Origin of the sequence: Phenylobacterium sp. (genome assembly GCF_046590535.1) — a bacterium.
GTDB lineage: Bacteria > Pseudomonadota > Alphaproteobacteria > Caulobacterales > Caulobacteraceae > Phenylobacterium.
Map to the genome: position 1 here is coordinate 1 of NZ_JBKJTG010000239.1, position 26,113 is coordinate 26,113.

At 69.4% G+C, this 26,113-nt stretch carries 30 protein-coding genes and 2 tRNA genes; 12 read left to right on the top strand and 20 right to left on the bottom strand.

Annotated elements, in window-relative coordinates:
- The 3 genes from ACLL81_RS14625 to aroA all read right to left on the bottom strand — a co-directional run.
- Positions 1 to 971 (bottom strand): 30S ribosomal protein S1 (locus tag ACLL81_RS14625; RefSeq protein ID WP_411289093.1); only part of this gene is annotated, 971 nt, incomplete at its 3' end.
- A gap of 166 nt (positions 972 to 1,137) precedes the next feature.
- Entirely contained in the window at positions 1,138 to 1,800 is a 663-nt protein-coding gene (cmk, locus tag ACLL81_RS14630; RefSeq protein WP_411289094.1) for a (d)CMP kinase, read from the bottom strand.
- Positions 1,797 to 3,140 (bottom strand): 3-phosphoshikimate 1-carboxyvinyltransferase, encoded by a 1,344-nt coding sequence (gene aroA, locus ACLL81_RS14635; protein WP_411289095.1) that lies wholly within the window; start codon positions 3,138 to 3,140, stop codon positions 1,797 to 1,799. Before aroA ends, cmk begins: the two co-directional genes overlap by 4 nt.
- 123 nt (positions 3,141 to 3,263) lie before the next feature.
- Here aroA and ACLL81_RS14640 point away from each other — a divergent pair, with 123 nt between their 5' ends.
- From ACLL81_RS14640 to ACLL81_RS14660, 5 genes are all read left to right on the top strand, one after another.
- Positions 3,264 to 3,743: a TIGR02300 family protein gene (locus ACLL81_RS14640; protein ID WP_411289096.1), complete on the top strand. Its 480-nt coding sequence runs from the start codon at positions 3,264 to 3,266 to the stop codon at positions 3,741 to 3,743.
- Positions 3,744 to 3,855: 112 nt separating this feature from the next.
- Positions 3,856 to 3,931 (top strand) — tRNA-Ala (locus tag ACLL81_RS14645).
- A gap of 290 nt (positions 3,932 to 4,221) precedes the next feature.
- Complete coding sequence (nhaA, locus tag ACLL81_RS14650) at positions 4,222 to 5,424, top strand: Na+/H+ antiporter NhaA (protein ID WP_411289097.1); 1,203 nt, start codon at positions 4,222 to 4,224, stop codon at positions 5,422 to 5,424.
- Between the two features lie 98 nt (positions 5,425 to 5,522).
- Complete coding sequence (locus tag ACLL81_RS14655) at positions 5,523 to 5,957, top strand: Hsp20 family protein (protein ID WP_411289098.1); 435 nt, start codon at positions 5,523 to 5,525, stop codon at positions 5,955 to 5,957.
- 86 nt (positions 5,958 to 6,043) lie between these two features.
- Positions 6,044 to 6,313, top strand: a complete 270-nt coding sequence (locus ACLL81_RS14660) for a DUF1150 family protein (protein ID WP_411289099.1) — start codon at positions 6,044 to 6,046, stop codon at positions 6,311 to 6,313.
- A 59-nt stretch (positions 6,314 to 6,372) separates the two neighbouring features.
- Here ACLL81_RS14660 and ptsN read toward each other — a convergent pair whose 3' ends face one another.
- The 10 genes from ptsN to ACLL81_RS14710 form a co-directional block, all read right to left on the bottom strand.
- Positions 6,373 to 6,849 carry a PTS IIA-like nitrogen regulatory protein PtsN gene (ptsN, locus tag ACLL81_RS14665; protein WP_411289100.1) on the bottom strand — a complete coding sequence of 159 codons (477 nt, stop codon included), beginning with the start codon at positions 6,847 to 6,849 and terminating at the stop codon, positions 6,373 to 6,375.
- Between the two features lie 72 nt (positions 6,850 to 6,921).
- Entirely contained in the window at positions 6,922 to 7,551 is a 630-nt protein-coding gene (gene hpf / locus ACLL81_RS14670) for a ribosome hibernation-promoting factor, HPF/YfiA family (RefSeq protein WP_411289101.1), read from the bottom strand.
- Between the two features lie 32 nt (positions 7,552 to 7,583).
- Positions 7,584 to 8,183 (bottom strand): exopolysaccharide biosynthesis protein, encoded by a 600-nt coding sequence (locus tag ACLL81_RS14675; protein WP_411289102.1) that lies wholly within the window; start codon positions 8,181 to 8,183, stop codon positions 7,584 to 7,586.
- A gap of 82 nt (positions 8,184 to 8,265) precedes the next feature.
- On the bottom strand, positions 8,266 to 9,765 hold the full coding sequence (rpoN, locus tag ACLL81_RS14680) for an RNA polymerase factor sigma-54 (RefSeq protein WP_411289103.1): 1,500 nt from the start codon (positions 9,763 to 9,765) through the stop codon (positions 8,266 to 8,268).
- A gap of 129 nt (positions 9,766 to 9,894) precedes the next feature.
- Entirely contained in the window at positions 9,895 to 10,539 is a 645-nt protein-coding gene (locus ACLL81_RS14685; RefSeq protein WP_411289104.1) for a hypothetical protein, read from the bottom strand.
- Positions 10,540 to 10,555: 16 nt separating this feature from the next.
- Positions 10,556 to 11,281, bottom strand: coding sequence for an LPS export ABC transporter ATP-binding protein (lptB, locus tag ACLL81_RS14690; protein WP_411289122.1), 726 nt, complete (start codon positions 11,279 to 11,281; stop codon positions 10,556 to 10,558).
- A gap of 37 nt (positions 11,282 to 11,318) precedes the next feature.
- Positions 11,319 to 11,861: an LptA/OstA family protein gene (locus ACLL81_RS14695; RefSeq protein WP_411289105.1), complete on the bottom strand. Its 543-nt coding sequence runs from the start codon at positions 11,859 to 11,861 to the stop codon at positions 11,319 to 11,321.
- Positions 11,862 to 11,871: 10 nt separating this feature from the next.
- Entirely contained in the window at positions 11,872 to 12,495 is a 624-nt protein-coding gene (lptC, locus tag ACLL81_RS14700) for an LPS export ABC transporter periplasmic protein LptC (protein WP_411289106.1), read from the bottom strand.
- A gap of 7 nt (positions 12,496 to 12,502) precedes the next feature.
- Positions 12,503 to 13,120, bottom strand: a complete 618-nt coding sequence (locus ACLL81_RS14705; RefSeq protein WP_411289107.1) for a ribonuclease D — start codon at positions 13,118 to 13,120, stop codon at positions 12,503 to 12,505.
- Positions 13,121 to 13,221: 101 nt separating this feature from the next.
- Positions 13,222 to 13,308: transfer RNA gene (locus ACLL81_RS14710), tRNA-Leu, on the bottom strand.
- Positions 13,309 to 13,459: 151 nt separating this feature from the next.
- Here ACLL81_RS14710 and ACLL81_RS14715 point away from each other — a divergent pair.
- Positions 13,460 to 14,437 carry a complex I NDUFA9 subunit family protein gene (locus ACLL81_RS14715; RefSeq protein ID WP_411289108.1) on the top strand — a complete coding sequence of 326 codons (978 nt, stop codon included), beginning with the start codon at positions 13,460 to 13,462 and terminating at the stop codon, positions 14,435 to 14,437.
- Here the strand turns inward: ACLL81_RS14715 and ACLL81_RS14720 are convergent.
- Positions 14,434 to 15,234, bottom strand: a complete 801-nt coding sequence (locus ACLL81_RS14720) for an undecaprenyl-diphosphate phosphatase (protein ID WP_411289109.1) — start codon at positions 15,232 to 15,234, stop codon at positions 14,434 to 14,436. The two genes, ACLL81_RS14715 and ACLL81_RS14720, sit on opposite strands and share 4 nt — an antisense overlap.
- A 98-nt stretch (positions 15,235 to 15,332) precedes the next feature.
- On the opposite strand from ACLL81_RS14720, the gene ACLL81_RS14725 reads away from it, so the two are divergent.
- Positions 15,333 to 15,908, top strand: coding sequence for a DUF1080 domain-containing protein (locus tag ACLL81_RS14725; RefSeq protein WP_411289110.1), 576 nt, complete (start codon positions 15,333 to 15,335; stop codon positions 15,906 to 15,908).
- Here the strand turns inward: ACLL81_RS14725 and ACLL81_RS14730 are convergent.
- Positions 15,905 to 17,068, bottom strand: coding sequence for a citrate synthase (locus ACLL81_RS14730; protein WP_411289111.1), 1,164 nt, complete (start codon positions 17,066 to 17,068; stop codon positions 15,905 to 15,907). The two genes, ACLL81_RS14725 and ACLL81_RS14730, sit on opposite strands and share 4 nt — an antisense overlap.
- 78 nt (positions 17,069 to 17,146) lie before the next feature.
- Here ACLL81_RS14730 and ACLL81_RS14735 point away from each other — a divergent pair, with 78 nt between their 5' ends.
- From ACLL81_RS14735 to queG, 4 genes are all read left to right on the top strand, one after another.
- On the top strand, positions 17,147 to 18,220 hold the full coding sequence (locus tag ACLL81_RS14735; RefSeq protein ID WP_411289112.1) for a citrate synthase/methylcitrate synthase: 1,074 nt from the start codon (positions 17,147 to 17,149) through the stop codon (positions 18,218 to 18,220).
- 55 nt (positions 18,221 to 18,275) lie between these two features.
- On the top strand, positions 18,276 to 19,217 hold the full coding sequence (locus ACLL81_RS14740; protein ID WP_411289113.1) for a cation diffusion facilitator family transporter: 942 nt from the start codon (positions 18,276 to 18,278) through the stop codon (positions 19,215 to 19,217).
- Between the two features lie 67 nt (positions 19,218 to 19,284).
- Positions 19,285 to 19,974, top strand: a complete 690-nt coding sequence (locus ACLL81_RS14745; RefSeq protein WP_411289114.1) for a glutathione S-transferase family protein — start codon at positions 19,285 to 19,287, stop codon at positions 19,972 to 19,974.
- Entirely contained in the window at positions 19,955 to 21,085 is a 1,131-nt protein-coding gene (gene queG, locus ACLL81_RS14750; RefSeq protein WP_411289115.1) for a tRNA epoxyqueuosine(34) reductase QueG, read from the top strand. The genes ACLL81_RS14745 and queG overlap by 20 nt, the downstream gene beginning before the upstream one ends.
- Here queG and rfbC read toward each other — a convergent pair.
- Positions 21,082 to 21,636: a dTDP-4-dehydrorhamnose 3,5-epimerase gene (gene rfbC / locus ACLL81_RS14755; RefSeq protein ID WP_411289116.1), complete on the bottom strand. Its 555-nt coding sequence runs from the start codon at positions 21,634 to 21,636 to the stop codon at positions 21,082 to 21,084. The two genes, queG and rfbC, sit on opposite strands and share 4 nt — an antisense overlap.
- Before the next feature lie 30 nt (positions 21,637 to 21,666).
- Between rfbC and ACLL81_RS14760 the strand changes: the two genes are divergently transcribed.
- On the top strand, positions 21,667 to 22,707 hold the full coding sequence (locus ACLL81_RS14760; protein ID WP_411289117.1) for a glycosyltransferase family 2 protein: 1,041 nt from the start codon (positions 21,667 to 21,669) through the stop codon (positions 22,705 to 22,707).
- Here ACLL81_RS14760 and argE read toward each other — a convergent pair.
- The 4 genes from argE to ACLL81_RS14780 all read right to left on the bottom strand — a co-directional run.
- A complete protein-coding gene (gene argE / locus ACLL81_RS14765; RefSeq protein ID WP_411289118.1) occupies positions 22,670 to 23,842 on the bottom strand; it encodes an acetylornithine deacetylase in 1,173 nt (390 codons plus the stop codon). The two genes, ACLL81_RS14760 and argE, sit on opposite strands and share 38 nt — an antisense overlap.
- A gap of 52 nt (positions 23,843 to 23,894) precedes the next feature.
- Positions 23,895 to 24,389, bottom strand: a complete 495-nt coding sequence (locus ACLL81_RS14770; RefSeq protein WP_411289119.1) for an FKBP-type peptidyl-prolyl cis-trans isomerase — start codon at positions 24,387 to 24,389, stop codon at positions 23,895 to 23,897.
- A 1-nt stretch (position 24,390) separates the two neighbouring features.
- Positions 24,391 to 25,599: a threonine ammonia-lyase gene (locus ACLL81_RS14775; RefSeq protein WP_411289120.1), complete on the bottom strand. Its 1,209-nt coding sequence runs from the start codon at positions 25,597 to 25,599 to the stop codon at positions 24,391 to 24,393.
- Positions 25,600 to 25,660: 61 nt separating this feature from the next.
- Positions 25,661 to 26,113, bottom strand: a 453-nt coding sequence (locus ACLL81_RS14780; protein WP_411289121.1) for an oligopeptide/dipeptide ABC transporter ATP-binding protein, incomplete at its 5' end; no start/stop codon positions are given.

Sequence of the window (26,113 nt, forward strand, 5' to 3'; positions counted from 1 at the left end):
TTCTTCTTGGTCCAGGACATTTCGGAGACGTGCACCAGGCCCTCGACACCGGCTTCCAGCTCCACGAAGGCGCCGTAGTCGGTGATGTTGGTGATGCGGCCGGTGAACTTCGCGCCCACCGGATACTTGGCTTCCACGCCGTCCCAAGGGTCGGACTGGAGCTGCTTCATGCCGAGCGAGATGCGCTGGGTATCGGGGTTGATCTTGACGATCTGCACCTTGACCGTGTCGCCCACCGCCAGCACCTGGCTCGGATGGTTGACGCGCTTCCAGCTCATGTCGGTGACATGCAGCAGGCCGTCGATACCGCCCAGGTCCACGAACGCGCCGTAGTCGGTGATGTTCTTGACCACGCCTTCGCGGACTTCGCCTTCCTGCAGCTGGGCGACCAGCTCGGTGCGCTGTTCGGCGCGGGCTTCTTCCAGGATGGCGCGGCGCGAGACCACGATGTTGCCGCGCGGGCGATCCATCTTGAGGATCGCGAACGGCTGCTCGCGGCCCATCAGGGGACCGACGTCGCGGACCGGACGGATATCCACCTGACTGCCAGGCAGGAAGGCCGAGGCGCCGCCGAGGTCGACGGTGAAGCCGCCCTTCACGCGGCCGACGATGGAGCCCATGACCGGCTCGTTGCGCTCATAGACGGCTTCCAGGCGCGTCCAGGCTTCCTCGCGGCGGGCCTTGTCGCGGCTGATGACCGCCTCGCCCATGGCGTTCTCGACGCGCTCCAGGAACACCTCGACGTCGTCGCCGACCACCAGGGTTACCTTGCCTTCTTCGTCCGCGAATTCCTTCATCAGGACGCGGCCTTCGGTCTTCAGGCCCACGTCGATGATGGCGAAGTCCTTCTCGATCGCCACGACCTTGCCGTGAACAACCTGGCCTTCCATGAAATCGCGTCCGCCAAGGGACTCGTCGAGCAGTGCGGAGAAATCTTCGCGGGTGGGGTTCAGGCTCATGTCGTCAGCCATGTGGGTCTTTCGTCTTCAAATGACGCGAGGCCCGCGCGCTCGATTGAGCGTCGGACGGTTCCCCGGCGTCGGGTTAAGGGTTGCAACCGAAAACGTGAGGGGTGAGCCCCACGCGGTGAAGTCTGCCCGCAGCCGTCCGAGGATGAGGCGCGGTGGGATTGCTCCGTCAGGAAGGCCGGTTGTGGCCTTCCCAGCGTGCGCGCGCCGCCTCGACGATGCGGCGGGCCGCATCGGCGGCCTGCTCTATAGTCATTTCGGAAGTGTCCAGCAAGACAGCGTCAGGGGCGGGACGCATGGGGGCGGCGTCGCGGCCGCCGTCGCGAGCGTCCCGTCTATGGATGTCTTCCAGCACCTCCGCCAGCGCCATCGTCTCCCCCTGGGCGGTAAGCTGCTTCCAGCGCCGCTCGGCGCGCCGCTCGGCCGAGGCGGTGACATAGAGCTTGGCCAGGGCGTCCGGGGCGATCACCGTGCCGATGTCGCGGCCGTCCAGCACGGCGCCGCCCGGCTGACCGGCGAAGGCCTGCTGGAACGCCAGCAGCGCGTCCCGGACCCCGGCATGCACCGCCACGCGGCTGGCCGCCTCACCGGCCGCCCGGGTGCGGAACCCGGGATCGTCCAGCAGATCGGCGGTGAGCATCCTGGCCCGGGCGGCGGCGGCGGGCGTGTCGTCGAGGTCCTCTCCCGCCCGTTGCATGAGCACCCCGACGGCCCGGTAGAGACGGCCGGTGTCCAGCACCGGCAGGTCGAACGCCTTGCCGAGACCCGTGGCGATGGTGCCCTTGCCCGAGGCCGCGGGGCCATCGACGGCGATGACGAAGCTCCCGCTCACGCCGCCGCCGGCTGGTCGTGGGCGATCTCGGCGCCCAGGCCGCGCATCAGTTCGACGAAGCCCGGGAAACTGGTGGCGATCATGCCGGGCTGGTCCACGCACACCGGCGCCTCGGCGGCCAGGCCCATGACCAGGTGGGCCATGGCGATGCGGTGGTCCCCGTGCGTCGTCACCCGCGCGCCGCCGGCCACGGGATGATTGCCCCGCTGGCCGCCGATCACGGTGAGCGCATCGGCCTCCTCCTCGACGCCGACCCCGCAGGCGGCCAGGCCGTGGGCCATCAGGGCGATGCGGTCGCTCTCCTTCACCCGCATCTCGCCGATCCCCAGCATCCGGGTGGGGCCCTCGGCGAAGGCCGCCGCCACCGCCAGGATCGGATACTCGTCGATCATCGCCGGCGCACGCTCGGGCGGGACCTCCACGCCGGTGAGCTGGGAATAGCGCGCGGTGACGTCGGCCACCGTCTCCCCGCCCTCGTCGCGGACATTGGTGACGGCCAGGTCCGCGCCCATCTCGCCCAGGGTGTCCAGGAGGCCGATGCGGAGGGGGTTGAGCAGCATGCCCTTCACCGTCACCTCCGACCCCGGGGTGATCAGGGCGGCCACCAGCGGGAAGGCCGCCGACGACGGGTCGCCGGGTACGCGGATGGCGCAACCCGCCAGGGTCTGCCCGCCGGCCAGCACGATGCGCCGGTCCGTCCCCGCTTCGCTGACCTCGACCACGGCGCCAAAGGCCCGCAGCATACGCTCGGTGTGGTCGCGGGTGGCTTCCGGCTCGATCACCTCGCAACCGCCCTCGGCCTGCAGGCCCGCCAGCAGCACCGCCGACTTCACCTGGGCCGACGGCTCCGGCAGGCGGTAGGCGATGTGTTTCAGGCCGCCGCCCCTCAGCGTCAGGGGCAGGCGCCCGCCATCGCGGCAGATCCAGGTCGCGCCCATCTGGCCCAGCGGCTTCAGCACCCGGTTCATCGGCCGGCCGCGCAGTGAGGCGTCGCCGGTAAAGCTGGCGGTGAGCGCAAAACCCGCCGCCGCGCCCATGATCAGCCGCACCCCGGTGCCGGCGTTGCCGCAGTCGATGATGTCGGCAGGTTCAGCCAAACCGCCCCGTCCCTCGACCCGCCAGCGGCCTTCGCCCAGCCGTTCGACGCCGGCGCCGAAGGCGCCCATGGCGGCGGCTGTGCGGCGCACGTCGTCGCCCTCGAGCAGGCCCTCGATGTCGGTCACGCCGTGGGCCAGCGCGCCCAGGATGAGCGCGCGGTGCGAGATCGATTTGTCCCCGGGCGCGCGCACGACGCCCGTCAGCGGGCCCGCGCGCCTGGCGGTCAGTCCAGCCGCCGTCATTGCCGAAAACGCGCCTCCGCGGGCTGCAGGAATTCACGAGGGGGTTTGCTTTTGACAGCCGCTCCCGTGCGTGGCAAGGGAGCCGGCTTCCGAGAAACCGAACTCCAAAGAGGGTCTGCGCCTTTGGCCAATCCTGAGCTGGGCACCAAACAGGTCTGCCCGAACTGCCAAGCGAAGTTCTACGATCTGAGCAAGCGTCCGGCGCACTGTCCCAAGTGCGCCACCGAGTTCGATCCGGATGAGGCTGTCCGCAACCGCCGCGTCCGCGCCCGGGCGGCAGCGCCTGAGCCCGAGGCCGACGACGAGCGCGAAGACCAGGTCAAGGCGCGCGCCGAGGGCGACGAGGACGAGGAAGAAGACGAGGTCGTCACGCCGGAGCTGGACGAGGTCGTCGATGACCCGCCGCTGGCCGCCGACGACGACGAGGATACCGCCGAGCCGGGCGTCAGCCCGGCGGCCGACGAGCTGGGCGAGTTCAGCGACGACGAAGAAGTCGAGGACGACGCCGACGTGCCCTTCCTGGAAGAAGAAGAAGAAGAAGAGGACGAGTTCGACGACTCCGAGATCGAGGGCCTGCCGGAAGAGGGCGAGGACGAACGCTAGGGTCCTTCGCGAAAAAAGCCCGCGCGGCGGGCTTGATCGGGGAGACCTCATTCAATAGGTTCCGCGCCTTCCCGGAACGCCCGCAAGGGTTTCTGGGAAGACCCGAGACCTCGGGGCTATAGCTCAGTTGGTAGAGCGCTTGAATGGCATTCAAGAGGTCAGCGGTTCGACTCCGCTTAGCTCCACCATCCCTTCCCCGGCCCTCGTAGGGTCGGGGAAAGGGCCACCTTCCAAAGGCTCATAACGACCTGACGCCGCACCCGTCATGGGGTGGCGGCATGTCCACGCTGTCCGCCGGCATGGCTTTCAGAACACCCCGACCATGACCACCACCAGTCTCAATGTGGCCGGGTTCCAGCTGAAGCGCGGACCCAGGGCGGCCTCCAGACGGGCTGCAAGGCTAGATCAAGGGGAGAACGGCGCCAACAGGCCGCGCCTGATGTTGTGGTCCGCTTCCGCGTCGCGGTAGTCAGTCGAGATGACATCGAGCTTACGCCAACGGCCCGCCTCTGTGCTTCGCGCTTTCCTGCACAGCGGGGCGGCGGGAGGTCTGATCTTGATGGGCGCCGCGGCTCTCGCGTTGGTCGTGGCGAACTCGCCGCTCGCGGAAGCCTATTTCTCCACCCTTCGCACGCCCATTGCGGGCCTGGACGTGTTGCACTGGATCAACGATGGCCTGATGGCCTTGTTCTTCCTGCTCGTCGGGCTGGAGATAAAGCGCGAGGTCGTGGACGGCGAGCTCTCTACATGGCCCCGGCGCATCCTTCCGGGAGTCGCAGCGGCGGGCGGAATGCTGGTTCCCGCCCTGGTCTATCTCGCGTTCCAGGGCGGTCAGCCAGAAACCATGCGCGGTTGGGCGATCCCGGCGGCGACCGACATCGCGTTTGCGCTCGGCATCCTGTCATTGCTCGGCTCGCGGGTTCCCGTCTCGTTGAAGATCTTTCTGACCGCCCTGGCGATCATCGACGACCTCGGAGCCGTGCTGATCATTGCGTTCTTCTACACCGCTGACCTGGCGGCCTGGGCCTTGGCCGCAGCCAGCGTGGCGCTCGCCGCGCTGGTCGCCCTGAACCGGATGAAGGTTGCTGCGCTGGCCCCGTATCTCGTCGTGGGCGCGTTGCTGTGGTGGTTCACGCTCCAGTCCGGGGTTCACGCCACGCTGGCAGGGGTGGCGCTCGCCCTGACGATCCCGCTCCGGCGCTCTCCCAGCGCGCCCGACGACGCCCAGTCCCCCCTGCACAGGCTGGAGCACGCCCTTCAGCCGTGGGTGGCCTTCGCCGTTGTCCCGGTCTTCGGCTTCGCCAACGCCGGGATTTCGTTTGCCGGGCTCAGCCTGGGCGCGCTTCTGGCCCCCGTTCCGTTGGGGGTGGCCGCAGGTCTGTTTCTAGGCAAGCAGATCGGCGTTTTCGGCTCCGTTTGGCTTTTGGTCCGCACGGGGCTGGCTGAGCGTCCAGCTCGGGCGACCTGGGGGCAAGTGTACGGCGTGTCTCTGTTGTGCGGGATCGGCTTCACCATGAGCCTGTTCATCGGCCTGCTCGCGTTCGACAATCCCGAGCTGCAAGAGGCTACGAAGCTTGGCGTGCTGGCGGGCTCAATCCTCTCGGCCGGGCTGGGATGGGCCGTCCTGCGAACCACGCCGGGCAAGCGGGCGGCCGAGGTGGCGGCCCAGCGGCGCCGTTGAAAATCCCAGGCGCACTTCCCAGATAGAGCCTGTCCGGTCGAGCCGCGCCGCTACCGGGCGGCCCGGCCGGAGAGTCGCTTCTTTCGAGGACTCGTCCGATGAACAGGTCGATACTTTTCGACAGCCCCTTCCTGCTGGGGTTTGAACACACCCGAACCCTGATCGAGCGCGCCGCGAAGGCGGCCGCCGAGAGCTATCCGCCCTACAACGTCGAAGACCTCGGCGAAGGCGCCATCCGCATCACCCTGGCCGTGGCCGGCTTCACGCCGGACCAGTTGGCGGTGACCGTCGAGGACCGCCACCTGGTGGTGACCGGCAAGCGCGATGAAGCCGGGCAGCGCACCGAGGAGGCCTATCTGCACCGCGGCATCGCTGCGCGGGGGTTCCTGCGCAGTTTCGTGCTGGCGGACGGGATGGTGGTGGAGGCCGCGACCCTAGAGCATGGGCTGCTGCATATCGATCTGATCCGGCCGGAACCGGAAAAACGCGTGCAGTCGATCCCCATCCGGATCGCCGGCCAAGTGTTGCGGTAGTCGAAAATCCGGGGCGGCTGGAAAAACCCGGGCCCCATCACCTGGAAGGTCGGCTGAACCGGCGACCCTCCGACGCGTTGAGTTTCATGGAGGTGGTCTTGATGACACCTATTCTTTCGACCGAAGCCTTTGCCGCCCTGGGCGCGCCCAACCTCGTCTATGTCCGGCCTGTGAAGGCCGCCGACATTATCGCGAGTGTGCCCTCGTCGCAGGTGCAGGGCTTCGATCTCGATCCCGAGCAGACGCTCTACGCGGTGCACCGTGCCGATGGTGAGCGTCTGGCGGTGCTGAGCGACCGCGACAGCGCGGTGGCTGCGGCCCTGGCCCACGAGCTCGCGCCCGTGTCCGTGCACTAGCGCTCGCCATGGGAAGGTGAGGAAAGCCGGCCTGGGCCGGCTTTTTTCATGTCCGCGCGTCAGGCCGCCGAGGAGCGGGCGGTGGGGCCGATATCCTGGACCAGCAGGGCGTGGATGGCGTCGGCGGTTCGCGCCTTGCGCAGCTGCTCGCGCAGCTCCGCTTGGCGAAGCAGCCGCGACACCCGGGCCAGCGCCCGCAGATGCTCGGTGCCGGCTTCCTTGGGGGCGAACAGGGCAAAGATCAGGTCCACCGGCTGGTCGTCCACAGAGCCGAACTCCACCGGCTGCTCCAGGCGCACGAAGACGCCGCGCATCCGGGTGAGCCCCTCAAGCCGCGCGTGCGGAGCCGCGACCCCGTGGCCGACCCCGGTTGATCCGGCCAGTTCGCGCTCGGTCAGGGCGTCGAGGATCTCGCCGGCGTCGAGCCGAAGGTTGCGAGCCGCGATCTCGGCGATCACCGCAAGGGTCTGGCGCTTACTGGTCGCGCTGACGCGCAAGGAGATCGCGCCGCGATCTAGAAGTTCGCCGATGTTCATGGTCGCCTAAAACTATGTCAGTGACTTGGTACGGTCCGCTCCGTAGCGGATCTATGTGACGGTCCGCCGAGACTAGTGTGCTTCGCGGATACCGTCCGGCGCACGCCCCTCGCCGCCTTTGGTACGCTCTGGATCGATCCAGCCGATGTTCCCATCCGGCCGGCGATATACCACCGACAATCCACCATGCGCAGCATTCCTGAACACGATTGTTTGAGACTCGGTCAGGTCGAGTTCCATCACTGCCCGCGAAACGGTCATCGTCCGGATCGCCGTCTCCGTCTCAGCGATCACCATCGGCTCGGGGAAGCTCTGCGCCTCTTCCTCGATGGCCTCTTCCTCGTCCTCGTCCGTCGCCTGGATGACGAAGTAGGCGGCGGTTTCCGCCTGCCTGGCCAAGGCTTGGGGGTGGTGGTCCTTGAGCCGGTTCTTGTAGCGGCGGATGCGCTTCTGCATCTTCGACATCGCCGCATCGAAGGCCAAGTGGGCGTCGCCGCCAAGGCCGTGCGTCGTCAATTTCTGTCCGGTGGTCAAGGTGACGGCGCAGTCTACCTTGAAGGCGTGGCCCTCACGGCTGACCACCACATCGGCGCCGCCGCCGCGGTCAAAATACTTGCCGATGCTGGAGGAGATTTCGTCGGAGACTCGCGAACGCAGAGCCTCGCCGACATCGACGTGTTTTCCGGTGATATGGACTTGCATGACAAGATCAACGCGCCGCCCGGCGGATGGTGTCAAGCGGCGGCCAGCATCGTCAAAAGATGTTGTACAGCGCCGATGACAATGCCGGCGGCGAGCACCAGGACGCCCGCGCTGGTGGCGGCCAGGGCATAGCCCAGAAGCGCCAGCGCGCCGTCACGCTGCACAAGCGACAAGGCCAGGACGGTGACCGCCGTGGCGGGCAGCATGTTGCCCAGCGGGATCGGCAGGATCAGCACCAAGGCCAGCACCGTGCAGACCAGGCCGATCAGCCGCTGGCCCCAGGCGCCGAAGAGGATCGAGAACCGGGGCCTGGAGACCGCCTCCAGGCGCTGCAGCCACGGCAGCAGGCGATCGAGGCCCCTGCGCAGGTCGGCGGTGGCCAGGGTGCGCTCGCGGACTTTGGCCGGCAGCCAGGGAGCGCGCGAGCCCATCATCAGTTGCGGGGCCAGTAGCAGCAGCGGCAGGCCGAATATGGTGGTGCCGCCGGGCGGCAGCGGCAGCATGCAGGCCAGGCCGAACACCAGCAAAAGCGCGCCCAGGGCCCGTCCGCCAAACTGCTCGGTCAACTCAGCCAGCGAGACGCGCTCGTTGGCGCTCTCGCCGGCCTGGCGCAGGATCGCCGACAGCGGCATACGGCTTTCTGAGGAGTGGGGCATTCGCCGCCCATCTGGCCCCTAACCGGCCAAGCGCCAAGCGGATTTCACATCGCTGGCGTCAGACGGCTTCCTTTAGCATCCGGCGGCGCTCAACGGAGGACGGGATGCGCATGGCCTCGCGGTATTTCGCCACCGTGCGCCGGGCAATATCGACACCGGCTTCCTTGAGGATATCGACGATGGCGTCGTCGGATTGGACATCGGTCTCGCCGCGCTCGGCGTCGATGAGATGGCGGATCTTGTGGCGCACGCTTTCCGCCGAGTGCGCCTCGCCGCCCTCCGTGGCCTGGATCGCCGAGGTGAAGAAGAACTTCATCTCAAGCACCCCTCGGGGCGTGGCGATGTACTTGTTGGAGGTCACCCGGCTGACGGTGGATTCGTGCATCCCGATAGCGTCGGCGACGGTCTTGAGGTTCAGCGGCCGCAGGTGCTCCACCCCGAACGCCAGGAAGGCGTCCTGCTGGCGCACGATCTCGGAGGACACCTTCAGGATGGTGCGGGCCCGCTGGTCCAGGCTCTTCACCAGCCAGTTGGCCTGGGCCATGCAATCGGAGACGAAGGTTTTTTCCTGGTCGCTCCGGGCCACCGCGCTGACCCGAGCGTGGTAGCGCTGGTCGACCAGCAGCCTGGGCAGGGTGTCGGAGTTGAGCTCCACATGCCAAAGGCCGCCCAGGCCCTCGCGCACATACACATCCGGAACCACCACGTGGGACGGCTCCGCGCCGAACGCCGCGCCGGGACGCGGGGTCAAGCCGCGCAGCTCGGCGACCATGTCCTTGAGGTCCTCGTCGTCGACCCCACAGACGCGCTTCAAGGCGGCCATGTCGCGGCGGGCCAGCAGCGGCAGGTTGTCGAGCAGGGCCTCCATGGCCGGGTCGCAGCGGTCGCGTTCCTTCAGCTGCAGCATCAGGCACTCGCGGACATCGCGGGCGCAGACGCCCACCGGCTCGAAGCCCTGCAACACGGTCAGGACGCGAGCCAGGAAGGCGTCGTCGCAGCCCAGTCGCTCTGCGGTTTCGGCCAGGTCGCAGCGCAGGTAACCGCCTTCATCGACCGCATCGATCAGCAGGCTGGCCGCGGCGCATTCGGCCGGCGTCAGGCCCGCCACAACGAGCTGATCATGCAGGTGGTCGGCCAGGGTCTTGTGGCGGGTGAGCGCACTTTCCAGGGCGTCGGGATCGCCGTCGAAGCCGCCGCCGCGACCGGCCTTGGACCAGTCGATGGCGCCGCCGGCCTCGGCCGCCGGGGCGTCCGGCGTGTCGCCCGTGGCGCGCTCGCCCGGCGAGGACTCGTCATGGCTGACGTCCATGTCGGCGCTGGCCTCGACATCGGCGATGCGGTCGGTGGCGTTGTCGGAGATTTCCGCCTGGGGGGTCTCCGGATCGGGCTCGGCGTCGCGTTCATCGCGCTGCAAGAGCGGGTTGCGCTCCAGCTCATCCTCGACGAAGGCGTCGAGCTCAATGTTGGAGAGCTGCAGCAGCTTGATGGCCTGCTGCAGTTGCGGCGTGATGACCAATCCCTGGCCCTGCCGAAGCTCCAAACGCGCGCTGAGCGCCAAAACCGTCCCCCTGGCCTGTTTCTTGCTGGCCAGATTAGGGCGCCCATCCCCACCGATTGGTTAATCCGCCGGCCGAATTCTCCGGCTAGGCGAACACCAGCCCCGCCACCGCACCGCGGGCGCAGCTGCTCAGCTGATGTCGATGCGGCTCGGGACCTTGGGGAAGAAGAGCGTCTTCGCGCCGGGCGTGTTCGCCGGATTGTAGGTCACCACACCCTTGACCCGCGGCAGCGGCGCCCGCCGGCCATCAAGGAACTCGACCTCTCCGGACGCGACGTCGCGGAACGACACGGTCTGCAGCTTTGGCATGGCCGCCGCCAGGATGCCGGCCGCCTTGCGGGCCCCCGCGGCGGCTTGCGCCAGGGCGAGGTTGAGCTCGCGGGCCTCCATCGCGGCGGCCGGCGGGGCCACTGGCTCCACCATCATGCTGATCGAGATCTTCGTCTTCTCCTCGACGCCCACCTGCACCTTGCCCCGCTGGTACTGGGCCAGCGTGGGCAGGCGCTCCAGCCGACCGTCGGCCCGCAGCGGCAGCGCGGTGCGCTCGCCGCCATCCACCAGCCAGAGCGGCGCTGTCAGGGGCTTGCCGTCCTGGCGCATATAGTAGGCGACGGTAAAGCGGCTGCGCTCGGCCGGCGGCAGCTTCAGGTAGGCGTCCAGGAGGGGCAGCGCCTTCTTGACGTCCGCCAGCTTGTCCGCCGCGGCGGCCGGGCCGGCGGCCAGGGTCAGGGCGACGAGGGCGGCCAGGAAGCTTCGGCGGGACGCAGCGGTCATGGCTCCTCCGGTCGGGTCAGGTGAAGCTGTCGCCCAGGTAGACGCGGCGCACTTCCGGATCGTCGACGATCTCGTCCGGACGACCCTCGAACAGCACCTCGCCCGCATGGATGATCGAGGCGCGGTCGATGATGTCCAGGGTCTCGCGCACATTGTGGTCGGTGATCAGGATGCCGATGCCGCGCTGCTTCAGGTACGAGATCACCTCGCGGATGTCGGCGATGGCCAGCGGGTCGATGCCAGCGAAGGGCTCATCCAGCAGCATGAACGAGGGTTCCGACGCCAGGGCTCGGGCGATCTCCACGCGGCGCCGCTCACCCCCCGACAGGGAGATGGCCGGGGCGTTGCGCAGGTGCTCGATGTGCAGTTCTTCCAGGAGCTGGGTCACCGTGGCGCGGGCCTGGCGCGCGTCGCGCTGGCGCAGTTCCACCACGCTCATGACGTTCTCGCCCACGGTCATGCCGCGGAAGATCGAGGTCTCCTGCGGCAGGTAGCCCACACCCATGCGGGCGCGCTGGTACATTGGCTGGGCGGTAATGTTCTCGCCGTCAAGGTAGATCGCCCCGTAGTCGGCGGCGATCAAGCCGGTGATCATGTAGAAGCAGGTGGTCTTGCCCGCACCGTTGGGACCCAGCAGGCCCGCCACCTCGCCCCGGCCGAGCCGGAGCGAGACGCCCTTCACCACCGGCCGGCCGCGGAACGATTTGCCGATGTTGTCGACGATCAGGCCGTCAGCGGCCACGCCGGGCGGGACGGCGATACGTTCCGGCTTCAAGAGATCACCGCGGCTGGCCCGTAGCGGGCTGGTTCGGATAGAAGACGCCGCGCACGCGGCCGGACGAATTGCGGCCCTTGGTGGCGCCCTGCATGGTCGCCACGCCGGTCTCGGTGTTGATCACCGCCCGCTCGCCGCGCATGACGTTGGTCGGGCCCTGGGCCACGACGACGTTGCCGGTCATGGTGATGGTGCTGGAGCCCACCTCATAGACGGCCGTGTCCGACCGGGTCCGCTGCTGGGGCGTGGCGTAGTAGACCGAGCCGGTGGCCTCCAGGCGGATCAGGTCGCCGCAGGTGGCCTGCCCCCCCGTGGCGCCGGGCGACTTCACCTTGAAATAGGTCTTCATGACATCGGAGCGCAGCCGCGCGGTGTCCTGCAGGGCTTCGGCCGACCCCGTCCAGACGGTGACGCAGGCGCTGTTGGTGCCCTCGAAATTGTCCGACGCGATGTCGATGGGCGCGTCGGAGTTCTGCGCGAGCTGCGCGAGAGCGGGCGCCGCGGCGAGGGCGGCGGTTAGGGCGGTGATCGTAAGAAGGCGCTTCATCTAGCCAGGCTCACTTCGTGTCGATGCGGGCGCGGACTCCGCCGCCCAGGACGATGCGATCGCCCTTCTCGGTTATGGAATAGGACTTCGCATTGATTTCTCCAATGCCGCCGAACCCCTGAATAGGGCCTGAACCGACCAATTCGCCGGTTTTGGTGTCGAACAGCGAGGCCGCGGTCTCGAAGGCCATCTCGGCGCCCGACAGGCGCACCCCGCCGGTGAGCTGCAGTTTGCGGTTGGCCTCGTGGTAGACGCCATGCACGCCGCTGACCCGCATCTGGTCGGGGCCGTTCTCGTCCAGCACCAGGGCCGGCTTGTCCAGCACCACCCGCTGATAGTCCTCCGGGTCGCGGGTGGCGGTGGCCGCGGTGAGCACGAAGGCCCGGCCGCGGTCGTCGCGCCCCACGAAGCGCGGGTTCACCAGGCGGATCGGCTCTTCCCTGTCGTCCACCAGCACCGGCGCCGCGCGGAAGGTGTTGTAGGCGACGCTGGCGATCAGGCCCGCGAAGATCAGCACGATCACGGCCGGCAGGGCCACCCGAAGCAGCCGGATGAAGCGCGAACGGGCCCGCCAGCGCTGGACGTCCGTCCGGCGGGGGCTGGCTGAGGGGATGGCGAGGTCTGGCGCCGACATGCCGGGCTCAGGCGTGGGCGAAGATATCGACGTCTTCCCAGCCGGCCACGTCCAGCAGGGCGCGATGCGGCAGGAACTCGAAACAGGCCCGCGCCAACCCGTCGCGGCCTTCGCGCGCCAGCATCTCGTCCAGGCGCGCGCGCAGGCTGTGCAGATGCAGGACGTCGGACGCGGCGTAGGCAACCTGCTCTTCCGACAGGGTCGCAGCGCCCCAGTCGGAGCTCTGCTGGGCCTTCGACAGGTCGATGCCCATCAGCTCGCGGGTGACGTCCTTCAGGCCGTGCCGGTCGGTATAGGTGCGGGCCAGCTTCGAGGCGATCTTGGTGCAATAGACGGGGGCGGTCACCACCCCCAGATGCAGCCAGAACATGGCGATATCGAAGCGGCCGAAGTGGAAGATCTTGGTCACCGCCGGGTCGGCCAGCAGGCGCTTGAGGTTGGGCGCGTCATAGGTGGCGCGGTCGAGCTGCACCAAGTGGGCGTCGCCCTGGCCGTCGGAGAGCTGCACGACGCACAGGGGGTCGCGGCCCAGCCGCAGGCCCATGGTCTCCGAATCGATGGCCACCGCCGTCGCGCCCGCGAGCACGCCGTTCGGCAGGTCTGCGTGATGTTGGAAGGTCGTCACGATGTCTGCACGCTGGCTCCGGCGGTCGATCCCTAGTCTCCACTATAGAGAGAGGGATGGCGCCCAGGGAAGGACTGCCGAAGCGCATCCACCGCGACGGGTGGTGCCCAGGAAAGGACTCGAACCTTCACGGCCGTTAAGCCACTGGCACCTGAAGCCAGCGCGTCTACCAATTCCGCCACCTGGGCCCGATCCGTCGGATCGCGCGAGGGCGCTTCCTTAGAGCCCTCCTCCGGCGCGGTCAACGGCCAGCGGAGCCTTGCGCCAAGTCGCATTGCGGGTGCGGGCCGCATCGTCTATCCGCTTGCCTCTCGCACCCCCTCCAGAGACCGGCGCGCCATGCAGAACCTCGTCACCGTCTTCGGCGGATCCGGCTTCGTCGGGACCGAGGCCGTGCGGCAGCTGGCCAAGGCAGGCTGGCGCGTCCGCGTGGCGGTCCGCAACCCCGGCCAGGGCTACGCCATGCGGCTGCATGGGGACGTGGGCCAGATCGACGTGGTGCAGGCCAGCATCCGCAATCCCGCCTCCGTGAGCCGGGCGCTGGAAGGCGCCACGGCGTCCCTGAACCTGGTGGGGGTGCTCTACGAGACCGGACGCCAAGGCTTCCAGGCGGTGCATGTCATGGGCGCCCGCAACGTGGCCGAGGCCGCGCAGGCCCACGGCGTCACCCGCGTGGTACAGATGTCGGCCCTGGGCGCCGATCCGGCCAGCACGTCCAAGTACGCCCGCACCAAGGCCGAGGGCGAGGCCGCGGTGCGCGAACTTCGCCCCGACGCCGTCCTGGTGCGCCCTTCCATCGTGTTTGGGGCCGGCGACGCCTTCTTCAACCGCTTCGCCGCCATGGCCTCGTTCAGCCCGGTGCTGCCGCTGATCGGCGGCGGCTCGGGGCGCTTCCAGCCGGTCTATGTTGGCGACGTGGGCCAGGCGCTGGCCCGGGTGGTCACCGACCCAGCGGTCGCCGGCCGGACCTATGAGCTTGGCGGCCCCGCCGACTTCAGCTTCCGCCGGCTGATGGAGATCATGCTGGCCGAGACCGGCCAACGGCGGTTCCTGGCGCCCATCCCGTTCCCGGTGGCGAGCCTGCTTGGGGCTGGCGGTGACCTGCTCTCCCGCCTGCTGCCCCCGCCGATCACGTCGGATCAGGTAGAGCTCCTGAAGACCGACAATGTCTGCTCCGGCGCCTATCCGGGCCTGGCGGAACTGGGCGTCACCCCCACGCACCTGGAATCCATCCTGCCGACCTATCTCTATCGCTACCGCAAGGGCGGCCAGTATGCCGACCAGGAAGACCGCGAGATAGCCGCCGGCCGCGTCTAGGCGAACTGCAACGCCGCCAGGCCGATCAGGCCGATGGCGATCCGCAGCCAGCCGAACGGCGCGAAGCCGCGGCGGGTGACGATGGCCAGCATCGCCTTGATCACCACGATGGCCACCAGGAAGGCGGTGACGAAGCCGATGGCGATCAGGCCGATGTTGCTCCCCACCAGCTGATCGCGGCTTTGCCAGGCGTCGAGGACGAAGGCCCCGGCCATGGTCGGGATGGCCAGGAAGAAGGTGAACTCCGCGGCGGCGCGTTTCTCCACCTTCATCAACATGGCGCCGACGATAGTGGCGCCCGACCGCGAGACGCCGGGAATCATCGACACCACCTGAAAGAGGCCGATGACCAGCGCGGTCTTGAGCGTCAGCCGCATGGGATCGTCCTGGGTCGGCGCGGGCGCCATGCGGTCGATCACCAAGAGCACGATCCCTCCCAGGATCAGCGAGATGCACTGGACGGTCGGACTGTCGAACAACACCGCCTTGATGAAGTCGTGCAGCAGCAGCCCCAGGATCACCGAGGGGGCGAAGGCGATGAGAATGGTCAGGGCGAACCGGCGGGCCTGCGGGTCGCTGGGCAGGTCGATCACCGCGCGCATGAGCTTGCGGAAGTAGAGCACCACCACCGCCATGATGGCGCCTAGCTGGATCATCACCGCGAAGGTGTCCCAGAAGCCGTTCGGCAGCCCCATGGCCTGTTTGGCCAGCAGCATCATCCCAGTAGACGAGACGGGGATGAACTCCGTCAGGCCTTCGATGACGCCCAGAATGATGGCGTAGATCCAGTCCGGCACGGCGGAGCTCTCCTTGGAGGCGACGTCTATCTCTAAATCGGACTAAGATTCGCGGCCAGCGCTGCAGCGCCCGCGCCGTCGAGACCCAGGAGACCGCCATGCGACGCCGATCTGTGATTGGCCTGGGACTGGCCGCCGCGGCGGCGCCGGCCAGGGCCGCGGGCGGCCCCCACTGGCGCACCCTGTTCGACGGCCGCACCTTGCGGGGCTGGACGCCCCGCGGCGACGCCAACTGGACGCTGGCTGACGGCGTTGTGCAGGCGGACAGGGGCGGCGGCTTCCTGGTCTCCGACGAGACCTTCGGCAACGTGCGGATCAGAGCCGAGTTCTGGGTCAGCGAGGACGCCAACAGCGGCATCTTCATCCGCTGCACCAACCCGCTGCGGGTGGAACCCACCAGCGCCTATGAGGTCAACATCTTCGACCGCCGCCCGGATCCGACCTATGGCACCGGCAGCATCGTCGGCCTGGCCAAGGTCTCGCCAATGCCCAAGGCCGGCGGGCGCTGGAACGTCATGGAGATCAACGCCAGGGGCGAGCGCTTCAGCGTCTGGCTGAACGGGGCGAACACCGTCGATGACGCCAGGGACGCCACCCACTCCCACGGGCGCATCGCCCTGCAGTACGGCCAGGGCGTGGTGAAATTCCGGAAGGTCCAGGTCGCCCGCGTCTAGGCGAACTCTGGCTCGGGCCCGACGTAGCGGGCGCGGGGGCGGATCAGGCTGTCGGACTGGCCCTGCTCGATGGCGTGCGCGATCCAGCCGGCGCAGCGGGCCACGGTGAAGAGGGCGAAGGGCGCGTCGGCGGGCAGCTTCAGCCCCTGGGAGATCGCCACCAGCGCGAAGTCCACGTTGGGCGCCAGGCCGGTGACGGCGCGCACCGCCTGCTGCAGGGCCGCGAGGTCGGCGGGCAGTGTCAGCCGATCCAGCAGCGCCGCGGCGCGCGGGTCGTCGTCGGGATAGAGGGGGTGGCCAAAGCCCGGCAGGGCGCGGTCCTCCACCAGGCGGTTGGCGATGGCCTGCCGCGGCCCCTGCTGGGTCGCCTCCGCCGCCAGGGTCTGCACTGCCTGGGTCGCGCCGCCGTGCCGGGGCCCAGACAGGGTGGCGATACCGGCCAGGGCGCAGGCCGACAGCGAGGCGCCTGTGGACGCCGCCACCCGGGCCGAAAAGGCCGAGGCGTTGAGCTCGTGGTCGGCCACCAGCACCAAGGTGCGGCGGATCAGGTCGGCCCCCGGCCCGCCCGGGCCCAACCCCCAGGCCATCGCCAGGCGGTTGTGGATCGCCCCGCCGCCGACCTCCCCGGCGATGGCGTCGGTGAGCACGTCCAGCAGAGTGGCCGCCTCCACCGCCAGGGCCAGGGCGGCGCGGCCCTTGGCCGGTGGATCGATCCCCGCCCGCTGGGCCAGAGCCAGGAAGGCGCGGCTGCGCATGTCGGGCGCATGCGGCGACGCAGGCCGCTCGGTGCGCTTCAACGCCGCGCCGTGGCCGCCGCGCAGCAGCCGCGCCACCGCCTCCAGGGTCTCGGTTTCAGCGAGCTTAATGGCGTCGCGGCCGCGGTAGAACAGCCGCCCGCCCGCCACCGTGGTGATCGACGACGCCAGCACCGGCTCGCCCCAGGCGATGGCGCCAGCGGCCACGTCGGAGACCTTGCGGCTGCGCGATTTGCGCTGGGTCAGGGCGGTGATGTCGGCCGCCCGGTAGAGGCTGCGGCGCGGATCGTGCGGATCGGGCCGCACCTGCACCCGCCCGCGGCTCACATAGGCGTAGAGGGTCTGCGGTCGCACCCCCAGGCGGGCGCGGGCGTCCTCGGCGGCAATCCAGTCGGCACTCGGCATATGTTGATCACATTGATCAAGATTGACGATTCGCACTGTGCCGGCAAATCTTCCAGCTCGCAAGTACTGGAGATCGCCATGTCCGATGGACTCGAAGACGTCGTCGCCGCCGACACCGTTCTCTCGGAGGTCGACGGAAGGGCCGGCCGGCTGATCATCCGCGGCCGCTCCCTGGACGAGCTGACCGGGCGCACCCGGTTCGAGGACGTGACGCATCTGCTGTTCGCAGGGTTCTACGAGGACCTCCCCGCCGACCTGCAGCCGGCGCTGGGCGCGGCGCGGCTTGAGGTGTTCGCCGAGGTGGCGGCGCTGGACACCGGCCTCCTGGACCGCACCCCCATCGAGGCCATGCGCGCGCTGACCGCCAGGCTGGCCGACGGCGACAACCTGGCGATCGCCCTTCGGCTGGTCGCTGCGCCAGCCGTCTTCACCGCCGCGGTGGTCCGCGCCCAGGCGGGCGAGGCGCCTCTGCGGCCGGACCCGGCGCTCACCCACGCCGCCGACATCCTGCGGATGCTGCGCGGTCAGACCGCCAGCCCAGCCGAGGTGGCCGCCCTTGACACCTATCTGGTCACCGTCAGCGACCACGGGCTGAACGCCTCGACCTTCGCCGCCCGCGTGGTGGCTTCAACCCGCGCGGGTCTGGGCTCGGCGGTGCTGGCCGGGATCAGCGCCCTGAAAGGGCCCCTGCACGGCGGCGCCCCTGGGCCGGTGATCGAGATGCTGGACGCGATCGGACGGCCGGAGAACGCCCGGGCCTGGATCGAGGGCGCCCTGGAACGCGGCGATCGGCTGATGGGCTTTGGCCACCGCATCTACCGGGTGCGCGACCCCCGCGCCGACGCCCTGAAAGGCGCGGTGCGCCGGCTCGACGCGCGCCAGGGCCGGCTGGAGTTCGCCGAGGCCGTCGAGGCCGCGGCCCTGGCCATCCTGCGGGAGAAGAAGCCCAACCGGCCGCTCGACACCAATGTCGAGTTCTACACCGCCCTCCTCCTGGAGGCCCTGGCCTTCCCGCCCTCCGCCTTCACCTGCGTCTTCGCCATGGGTCGCGTGGCCGGCTGGCTGGCCCATGCCCGCGAACAACTGGCGGGCGGGCGGCTGATCCGGCCGCAGTCGCGCTACGTCGGACCGTTGCCGCAACGGGCGGCGTAGAAGCTGAGAGTCGTTCGCGCTGGCCTCGGCGGAGCGCGGCGCTAGGTTCCGCGCCATGTCCGCCGCCCCGCGCCTTTCCGTCGCCGAGACCGCCGCCCTTACCCGGCGGGTGACCGTGCTTTCCGTGGCCACGGCGGCCATCCTGGTCAGCCTGAAGGCCGCCGCCTGGATGGCGTCCGGCTCCACGGCCATGCTGGCCTCCCTGGCCGATTCCGGCCTCGACCTGGTGGCCTCCCTGACCACCTTCTATGCCGTGCGCTACGCCGCCGCGCCGCCGGACGCTGAGCACCGCTTCGGCCACGGCAAGGCGGAGGCCTTCGCCAGCCTGGTGCAGGCCGGACTGGTGTTCGCCTCGGCCGCCCTGATCGCCCGCGAGGCGGTGGACGCCATCCTCGACCCCCAACCCCTCCGGGCCGGTGGCTGGGCGATGGCGGTGATGGGCGTCTCCATCCTGCTCACCATGGGGCTGATCGCCGCCCAGTCGCGGGTGCTGCGCCAGACCGCCTCCGTGGCGGTCAGCGGCGACCGGGCGCACTACGCCTCGGACCTCGCCTCCAACGTCGTGGCCCTGGTCGGCATCGGCGGGGCGGCCTGGCTCGGGCTGAGCGGCCTCGACGCCGCGGCGGCCATCGTCGTGGCGGCGCTGTTGCTCTGGGGCGCGGTCAGCGTTTTCCGCGAGGCCGCCGGCCAGCTCATGGACCACGAACTGCCCGACGCCATCCGCGAGGAGATCGTGCGGCTGACCACCGCCGACCGACGGCTCACCGACGTGCACCAGCTGCGCACCCGAGCAGCCGGGCCGAACCTGCACATCCAGATGCATGTGGACCTCGACCCGGACCTGACCCTGGCCTCCGCTCACGAGGTGATCGTGGCCGCGGAGAAGCGCATCCTGGCGGCCTTTCCCGCGGCCGACATCATCATCCACGCCGACCCGCGCGGACGCGCTGAGCCGCACGGCGGGGCCTTCGCCGAGGGCGGGTCCCAGACGCGGTAAACGCGCCCTTAAGAGGTGCGGCGTCACTTGGGCGCTGACTGATTCTCCGAGAGCTGCTCACCCCGACATGAGCGTCGAACGTACCCTGCATCACTTCCCGCTGGACCCCGCCTCCCGCCAGGTTCGCCTGGCCCTGGGCGAGAAGCGCCTGACCTTCTCCGAGGTGCAGGTCCGCTACTGGGAGCGGCCCCCCGAACTGACCAATCTCAACGCGTCGGGCCTGATTCCCGTACTGATCGAGACGCACGGCGAGGACGAACCGCTGGTGCTGTGCGAGGCGCGCGCGATCCTCGACCACCTGGAGGAGGTCAACCCCGAGCCCGCGCTCCTGGCTCGCGACGCCGCCGAACGGGCCGAGGCGCGCAGGCTGCTGCAGTGGTTCGACCGCAAGTTCGAGTTCGAGGCCGGCGGCTACATCCTGCACGAGAAGATGGAAAAGCGGCTGCTGGGGATGGGCGCGCCGGACCTGACCAATCTGCGCCAGGGCCGCGATGGCCTGCGCGAGCACCTGTTCTACGTCGACCGGCTGTTGCAGGCCCGCGAATGGCTGGCGGGAAAACGCCTGTCCCTGGCGGATTTCGCCGGCGCCGCACACCTGTCGGTGATCGACTATTTCGGCGACATGCCCTGGGCCGACTTCCCTGCGGTGAAGACCTGGTACATGAAGCTGAAATCCAGGCCCTGCTTCCGGCCGCTGCTGACGGACCGCTGGCCGGGGCTGACACCCGCGCCGCATTATGACGATCTCGACTTCTGACGACCGTGAAGACCTAATCCGGGCCGAAGCCAAGGCGCTGGGGTTCGACCTCTGCCGCTTCACCGACCTGGACGACGCCTGGCCCGCGGCCGGGCGGCTGGCCGAATTCGTCGCAGAAGGCCGGCACGGCGAGATGGGCTGGCTGGCCGACACCGCCGACCGCCGCGCCCACCCCCGCGCCATGTGGGGCGAGGCCCGCTCGGCCGTCGTTCTGGGGATCAACTATGGCCCCGCTCGCAACCCGCTGGAAATTCTCGAGCACCCGACCCTGGGGGCGATCAGCGCCTATGCCCAGGGCGACGACTACCACGACCTGGTCAAGCAACGGCTGAAGGCCCTGGCCCGCTGGCTGCAGGCCCGCTTTGGCGGCGAACTGAAGGTGTTCGTCGACACCGCACCGCTCCTGGAGAAGCCCCTGGCCGAACGGGCCGGCGTCGGCTGGCAGGGCCGTCACACCAACCTGGTTTCCCGCGAGTTCGGCTCCTGGCTGTTCCTGGGCTCGATCCTGACCACCTTGAATCTGGCGCCCGACGCCCCCGAGGCCATGCATTGCGGATCATGCCAGGCCTGCCTCGACATTTGCCCGACCAAGGCGTTTCCTGCGCCGTTCCAGCTCGATGCCCGACGCTGCATCTCCTACCTGACCATCGAGTTGAAGGGCCCGATCCCGCACGAATTCAGGCCGGCCCTGGGCAATCGCATCTACGGCTGTGACGACTGCCTTGCCGTCTGTCCCTGGAACAAGTTCGCCCAAGCCGCCGCCGAGCAGAAGCTGAGCGCCCGCGAGGCCCTGCGGGCGCCGTCGCTCTCCAACCTGGCGATGCTGGACGACGCAGCCTTCCGCACCCTCTTCGCCAAGAGTCCCGTCAAGCGTCTGGGCCGCGACCGCTTCATCCGAAACGTCTGCTACGCCATCGGCAACTCGGGCGAGTCCGCCTTGGCGGAGGTGGTGCTGAGGCTGATCGAGGATGCCTCGCCGCTGGTGAGGGGAGCTGCGGTGTGGGCACTGTCACGGCTGCTGCGCGCCGACGCCTTCGCACGACTGAAGGCCGGGATCGGCGATCTGGAGACGGACGCGCAGGTGTGTGAGGAGTGGTCCGCGGCGGCCTAGAACTGGACCGGCGCCAGGTCCTTCAGCCTGGGAAGGGTCTTGTCCTTGTCGGAGGTCACCACGTCGCCAGCCACCGGCCAGTCGATGCCCAGGTCAGGGTCGTTCCAGATCAGGCCGCCCTCGGCCTGGGGCGCGTAGAGGGCGTCGACCTTGTAGACCAGTTCGGTGTCGTCGGAGAGCGTGCAGTAGCCGTGGGCGAAGCCCCGCGGCACCCAGATCTGCTCGCCGCGCTCGGCGGTGAGCTCCGCGCCGACCCAGCGACCGAAGGTGGGTGACCCCTGCCGGATATCCACCGCCACGTCGTAGATGGCGCCGCGCAGCACCCGCACCAGCTTGGCCTGGGCGTGCGGCGCCATCTGGAAGTGCAGGCCGCGCAGGGTTCCCCGTCGGGCGCTGAAGGCCTGGTTGTCCTGCACGAAGTCGGCGTCGACGCCGGCCTCCAGCATGGCCTTGCGGCTCCAGGTCTCGGAGAACCAGCCCCGCGCATCGCCATGCCGCCTGGGCGTGATAAGCAGAACCTCGGGGAGCGCGAGCGGCGTAACAGTCGTCATGGTGTTCCAGCGTCGAGAGTAGCCAACCGCATGGCGCAGCACGTGAGCGATGACAAGGGCGAAGGCCCGGCGATCAGCGTCGCTGTGGTCGCCTACCGCAGCGGCGCCACGCTCGCCCGGTGCCTCGAACGCCTGGCCGCCCAGAGCTTCACCGACTTCGAACTCATCGTCGTGGACAACGCCTCGCCTGACGGGGAGGCCCAGGACGCGATTGCCGCCATCCCGGGCGCGCGGCTGATCGAGAATGCGCAGAACCTCGGGTTCGCCGCGGCCAACAACCAGGCCGCCAGGGCGGCCAGCGGCCGCTGGCTGGTGTTGCTCAATCCGGACGCCTATCCGCAGGCTGACTGGCTGGCGAAGCTGGTCGAGGCGTCGCGGCGCTGGCGCGGCGTGCGCAGCTTCACCTCGCGCCAGGTGATGGACGATGATCCCGGGGTGCTCGATGGTCTCGGCGACGTAATGTCGGGCCCCTGCATCCCCTACCGCGGGGGCTACATGCGGCCCGACCCCGGTGATACGCCCGAGGGGTTCGTGTTCTCCCCGTGCGGGGCGGCGATGATGATCGACCGGGCCCTGTTTCTAGAGCTGGGCGGCTTCGACGAGGGCTTCTTCTGCTACTGCGAGGACGTCGACCTGGGCTACCGCCTGCAACTGGCCGGGGAGCCCACGGTGGTGGTCCCCGCCGCGGTCGTGCGCCACGTGGGCTCGGCATCCTCCGGCGGGCCGAAGTCGGAATTCGCCGTCTTCCACGGCAATCGCAACCGCTTCTGGGTGCTGGTGAAGGACACGCCCGCCCTGCTCCTGCCCATCGTCCTGCCGCTGCACCTGGCGGCGGTGTTCTACATCTCCAGCCGCAAGGCGAACCGCCCGCTGGCCGGGGTGGTGTGGAAGGCTTATGGCGCCGCGCTGGCGGGTCTGGGCGCGGTGCTGCGCAGCCGCCGCGCCGTGCAGCGGGGCCGCCGGGTTTCCGCATGGGAAATCGCGCGGGCCATGACCTGGGACCCGCGGGACCTGCAGACCCGGCGTGCGGTGATCAGGCTTCGGCCGCCCAGTCGATCAGCCGGCGCATGAACAGCGCGCCGCGCTCCATCTGAGACACATCCACATACTCGTCCGGCTGGTGGGCCTGCTCGATGGAGCCCGGGCCGCAGATGACCGTGGAGAACCCCGCCTCCTGGAACTGCCCGGCCTCCGCGGCGAAGGCGACGGCACGGGCCGGCCCGTTGTCCCCGGCCAGCCGGCGGGCGAAGGCCTCGGCGGCGCCGTTCGGCTCCGGCGACAGGGCGGGCGTGCTGGAGCGCCGCTCCACCGCCACACCGGCCTCCGGCGCACGCAGCTTGAGCGCGGCGTCGAGCGCATGGGCGTCGGCGAAGAAGGGCGCCAGTACGGCCTCCGGGTCGAGGCCGGGCGGGCAGCGCAGATCGAACAGGAAGTTGCACCGCCTAGCCAGGATGTTGCCGGCGGTGCCGCCGTCCACCATGCCGATGGTGAGCGTGGCGTGCTTGGGCGTGAACGGCGAGGCGGGGTCGGCGTCGCGCTCCAGCCGCTGGGCCAGGGTCGAGAGCGAGGCCATCAGGGTCACCGCCTCCATGATCGCCGAGACGCCCTGCTGGGTCTGGCTGGAATGGGCCTCGCGACCTGAGACGGTCACCCGGAAGGTGGCGATGCCCTTGTGGCCGTTGACCGCGTCCATGCTGGTGGGCTCGCCGACCAGCACCAGGGCGGGCCGCGGCAGCGCCGCACAGATCTCCGCGATCAGGCCGCGGGCGCCCAGGCAGCCGATTTCCTCGTCATAGGAGAAGGCCAGGTGAATGGGCCGGATGGGCCGGGCCGCCACCAGCCCGGGCACGGCGGCCAGCGCCAGGGCCAGGAAGCCCTTCATGTCGCAGGTCCCGCGCCCATAGAGCCGGTCGTCACGCTCGACGAGGGTGAAGGGGTCGGTGCTCCACGGCTGGCCGTCCACCGGCACCACGTCGGTGTGTCCGGAGAGCACGACACCGCCCTCGACGTCCGGGCCGATGGTGGCCAGCAGGTTGGCCTTGGTCCCCTCGAGGTTGGACACGCGCCGGTGGGGCACGCCATGGCCATCGAGGTAGGTCTCAACCCAGGCGATCAGCTCGAGGTTGGATAGCCGGGAGGTGGTGTCGAAGGCCACCAGCCGTTCGAGGATGGCTCGGGCGGGCGGATAGAGGTCGGGGGCGGACATGGCATGAGCCTTAGACCCCTCCCGCGCGGTGTCCAGACGGAGACGGACGGCGTCAGCCCTGCTGGATGCGGCCAGGTCCGGGCAGGACGTCGATCAGCTCGATGCGGAAGATCAGCGCGGCGCCCGGCGGGATCTCGCCGCCGCCGGCGCCTTGCGAGCCATAGCCCTGCTCCGGCGGGACATAGAGCACCCACTCGTCGCCCGGGCGCATGAGCTGCAGGGCCTCCTGCCAGGCGGGGATCAGGCCGGCGAGCGGCATGGCGGCGGGCTGGCCGCGCTCGTAGGAGCTGTCGAACACCTTGCCGTCCACCAGCTTGCCTTCGTAGTGGACCTTCACCTCGTCGTTGAGCCGCGGGCGCAGGCCGCCGGCGGGGCCCTCGCGGACCACCTTGAAGGCGACGCCGGAGGGAAGCGTCTTCACCCCGGCCTGCTTGACGGTCTGCTCCATGAACGCCTTGGACTGGATGCTCTGGTCGGGCGCCGGCGCCTTGGCCTGGCAGGCGCCCAGGGCGAGGAGCGCCGCGGAAATCATCAAAATACGGAACATACTAGACGGCCCTTGGGGGATAGCCGCGCTCGCGGAGCGCATCCATGACTTCCTTGGTGTGCTGGGCGTCGCGGGTCTCGATCATCAAGTCGAACTCCGCGCCCTTGGCCGGCACGTCGAGGGCCAGGCGGTTGTGCGCCACCTCGATGATGTTGGCCCCCATCTGGCCGATGATCATCGAGACATTGGCCAACAGGCCCGGCCGGTCGTCACCGATGATCCGGAGGCTGACGATCCGCTGCTCGCGGACCAACTCGCGGGTCAGCACCGAGGCCAGCAGGCGGGTGTCGATGTTGCCACCGGTGATCACCAAGCCGCACTTCTTGCCACAGAAGCGTTCGGGATAGGCCAGCAGGGCGGCCAGGGACGCCGCCCCGGCGCCCTCGCTCACCGTCTTCTCCACGTTGCAGTAAAGGGCGATGGCCCGCTCGAAGTGGGGCTCCTCGATCAATAGCACCTCGTCGATCAGCGGCCGGGCGACGGCGTAGCTGGTCTCCCCCACCGCCTTGACCGCGATGCCTTCGGCGATGGTCGCCCCGCCGGTGGCGGCGCCGGCGTTGACGCCGCGCATCTTCGCGGTGAACGACGGATACATAGCGGGCTCCAGGCCCACGATGCGGATGTCGGGCTTTACGTGCTTGGCCGCTGTCGCCATGCCGGCCACCAGCCCGCCGCCGCCGATGGGGGTCGGCAGGACCTCCAGATCCGGGACGTCCTCCAGCATCTCCAGCGCCACCGTGCCCTGGCCGGCCATCACGTCCAGGTCGTTGAACGGGTGGATGAACACCAGGTCACGCTCCTCGCGCAGACGCATGGCGAACGAAGACGCCTCGTCGTAGCCGTCGCCGTCGATCACCACCTCGGCCCCGTGGGCGCGGGTCTGCTGCACCTTCATGAAGGGGGTCGTCCGGGGCATGACGATGGTCACCGGGATGCCCAGCCGCGCGGCGTGGTAGGCCAGGCCCTGGCTGTGGTTGCCGGCCGAGGCGGCGATGACGCCGCGCGCCCGCACGTTCTCACCCAGCTGCAGCAGCTTGTTGAGCGCGCCCCGCTCCTTATAGGCGGCGGTGAACTGCAGGTTCTCGAACTTCACCCACACCTCAGCGCCGGTGATCTCCGACAGGGTCCGGGAGAAACGGCAGGGCGTCCTTTCAATATGACCCTGCAGCCGCGCCTGGGCCGCGAGGATGTCGTCGAAGGAAAGTGTCATGCTGCCGGCCGGGGTCCCGAAAAGGCGCGCAACCTAACGGCGGTGGTTGCCAGGGGCAACGTCAGGCGTCGAACTCCGAGACCAGGTGCCCCGGCGCGACCTGGAGCAACGCTGGCGGCGTCCCGCCGGCCAGCATGGACGGGGCGAAGCGATAGGCGGCGTTGGGGTCCATCGGGCTAGGCGGTTCGCCGACCAGTTTCAGGCGCACGCGGGTGCGCTCCACGGCCGGGTCGGGGATGGGCGCCGCCGAGAGCAGGGCCTTGGTGTAGGGGTGGCGCGGCGCCTGCCAGATGGCGGCGCGGTCGGCCAACTCCATGACGCGACCCATGTAGAGCACCAGCACCCGGTGGCTGATCTCGCGGACCACCGCCAGGTCGTGGCTGATGAAGATCATCGCCAGGCCCATCTCCTTCTGAAGCTGGATCAGCAGGTCGATGATCTGGGCGCGGATCGAGACGTCGAGGGCCGAGACCGCCTCGTCGCAGATCACCAGCGGGTCGGCATCGCCCGGGCG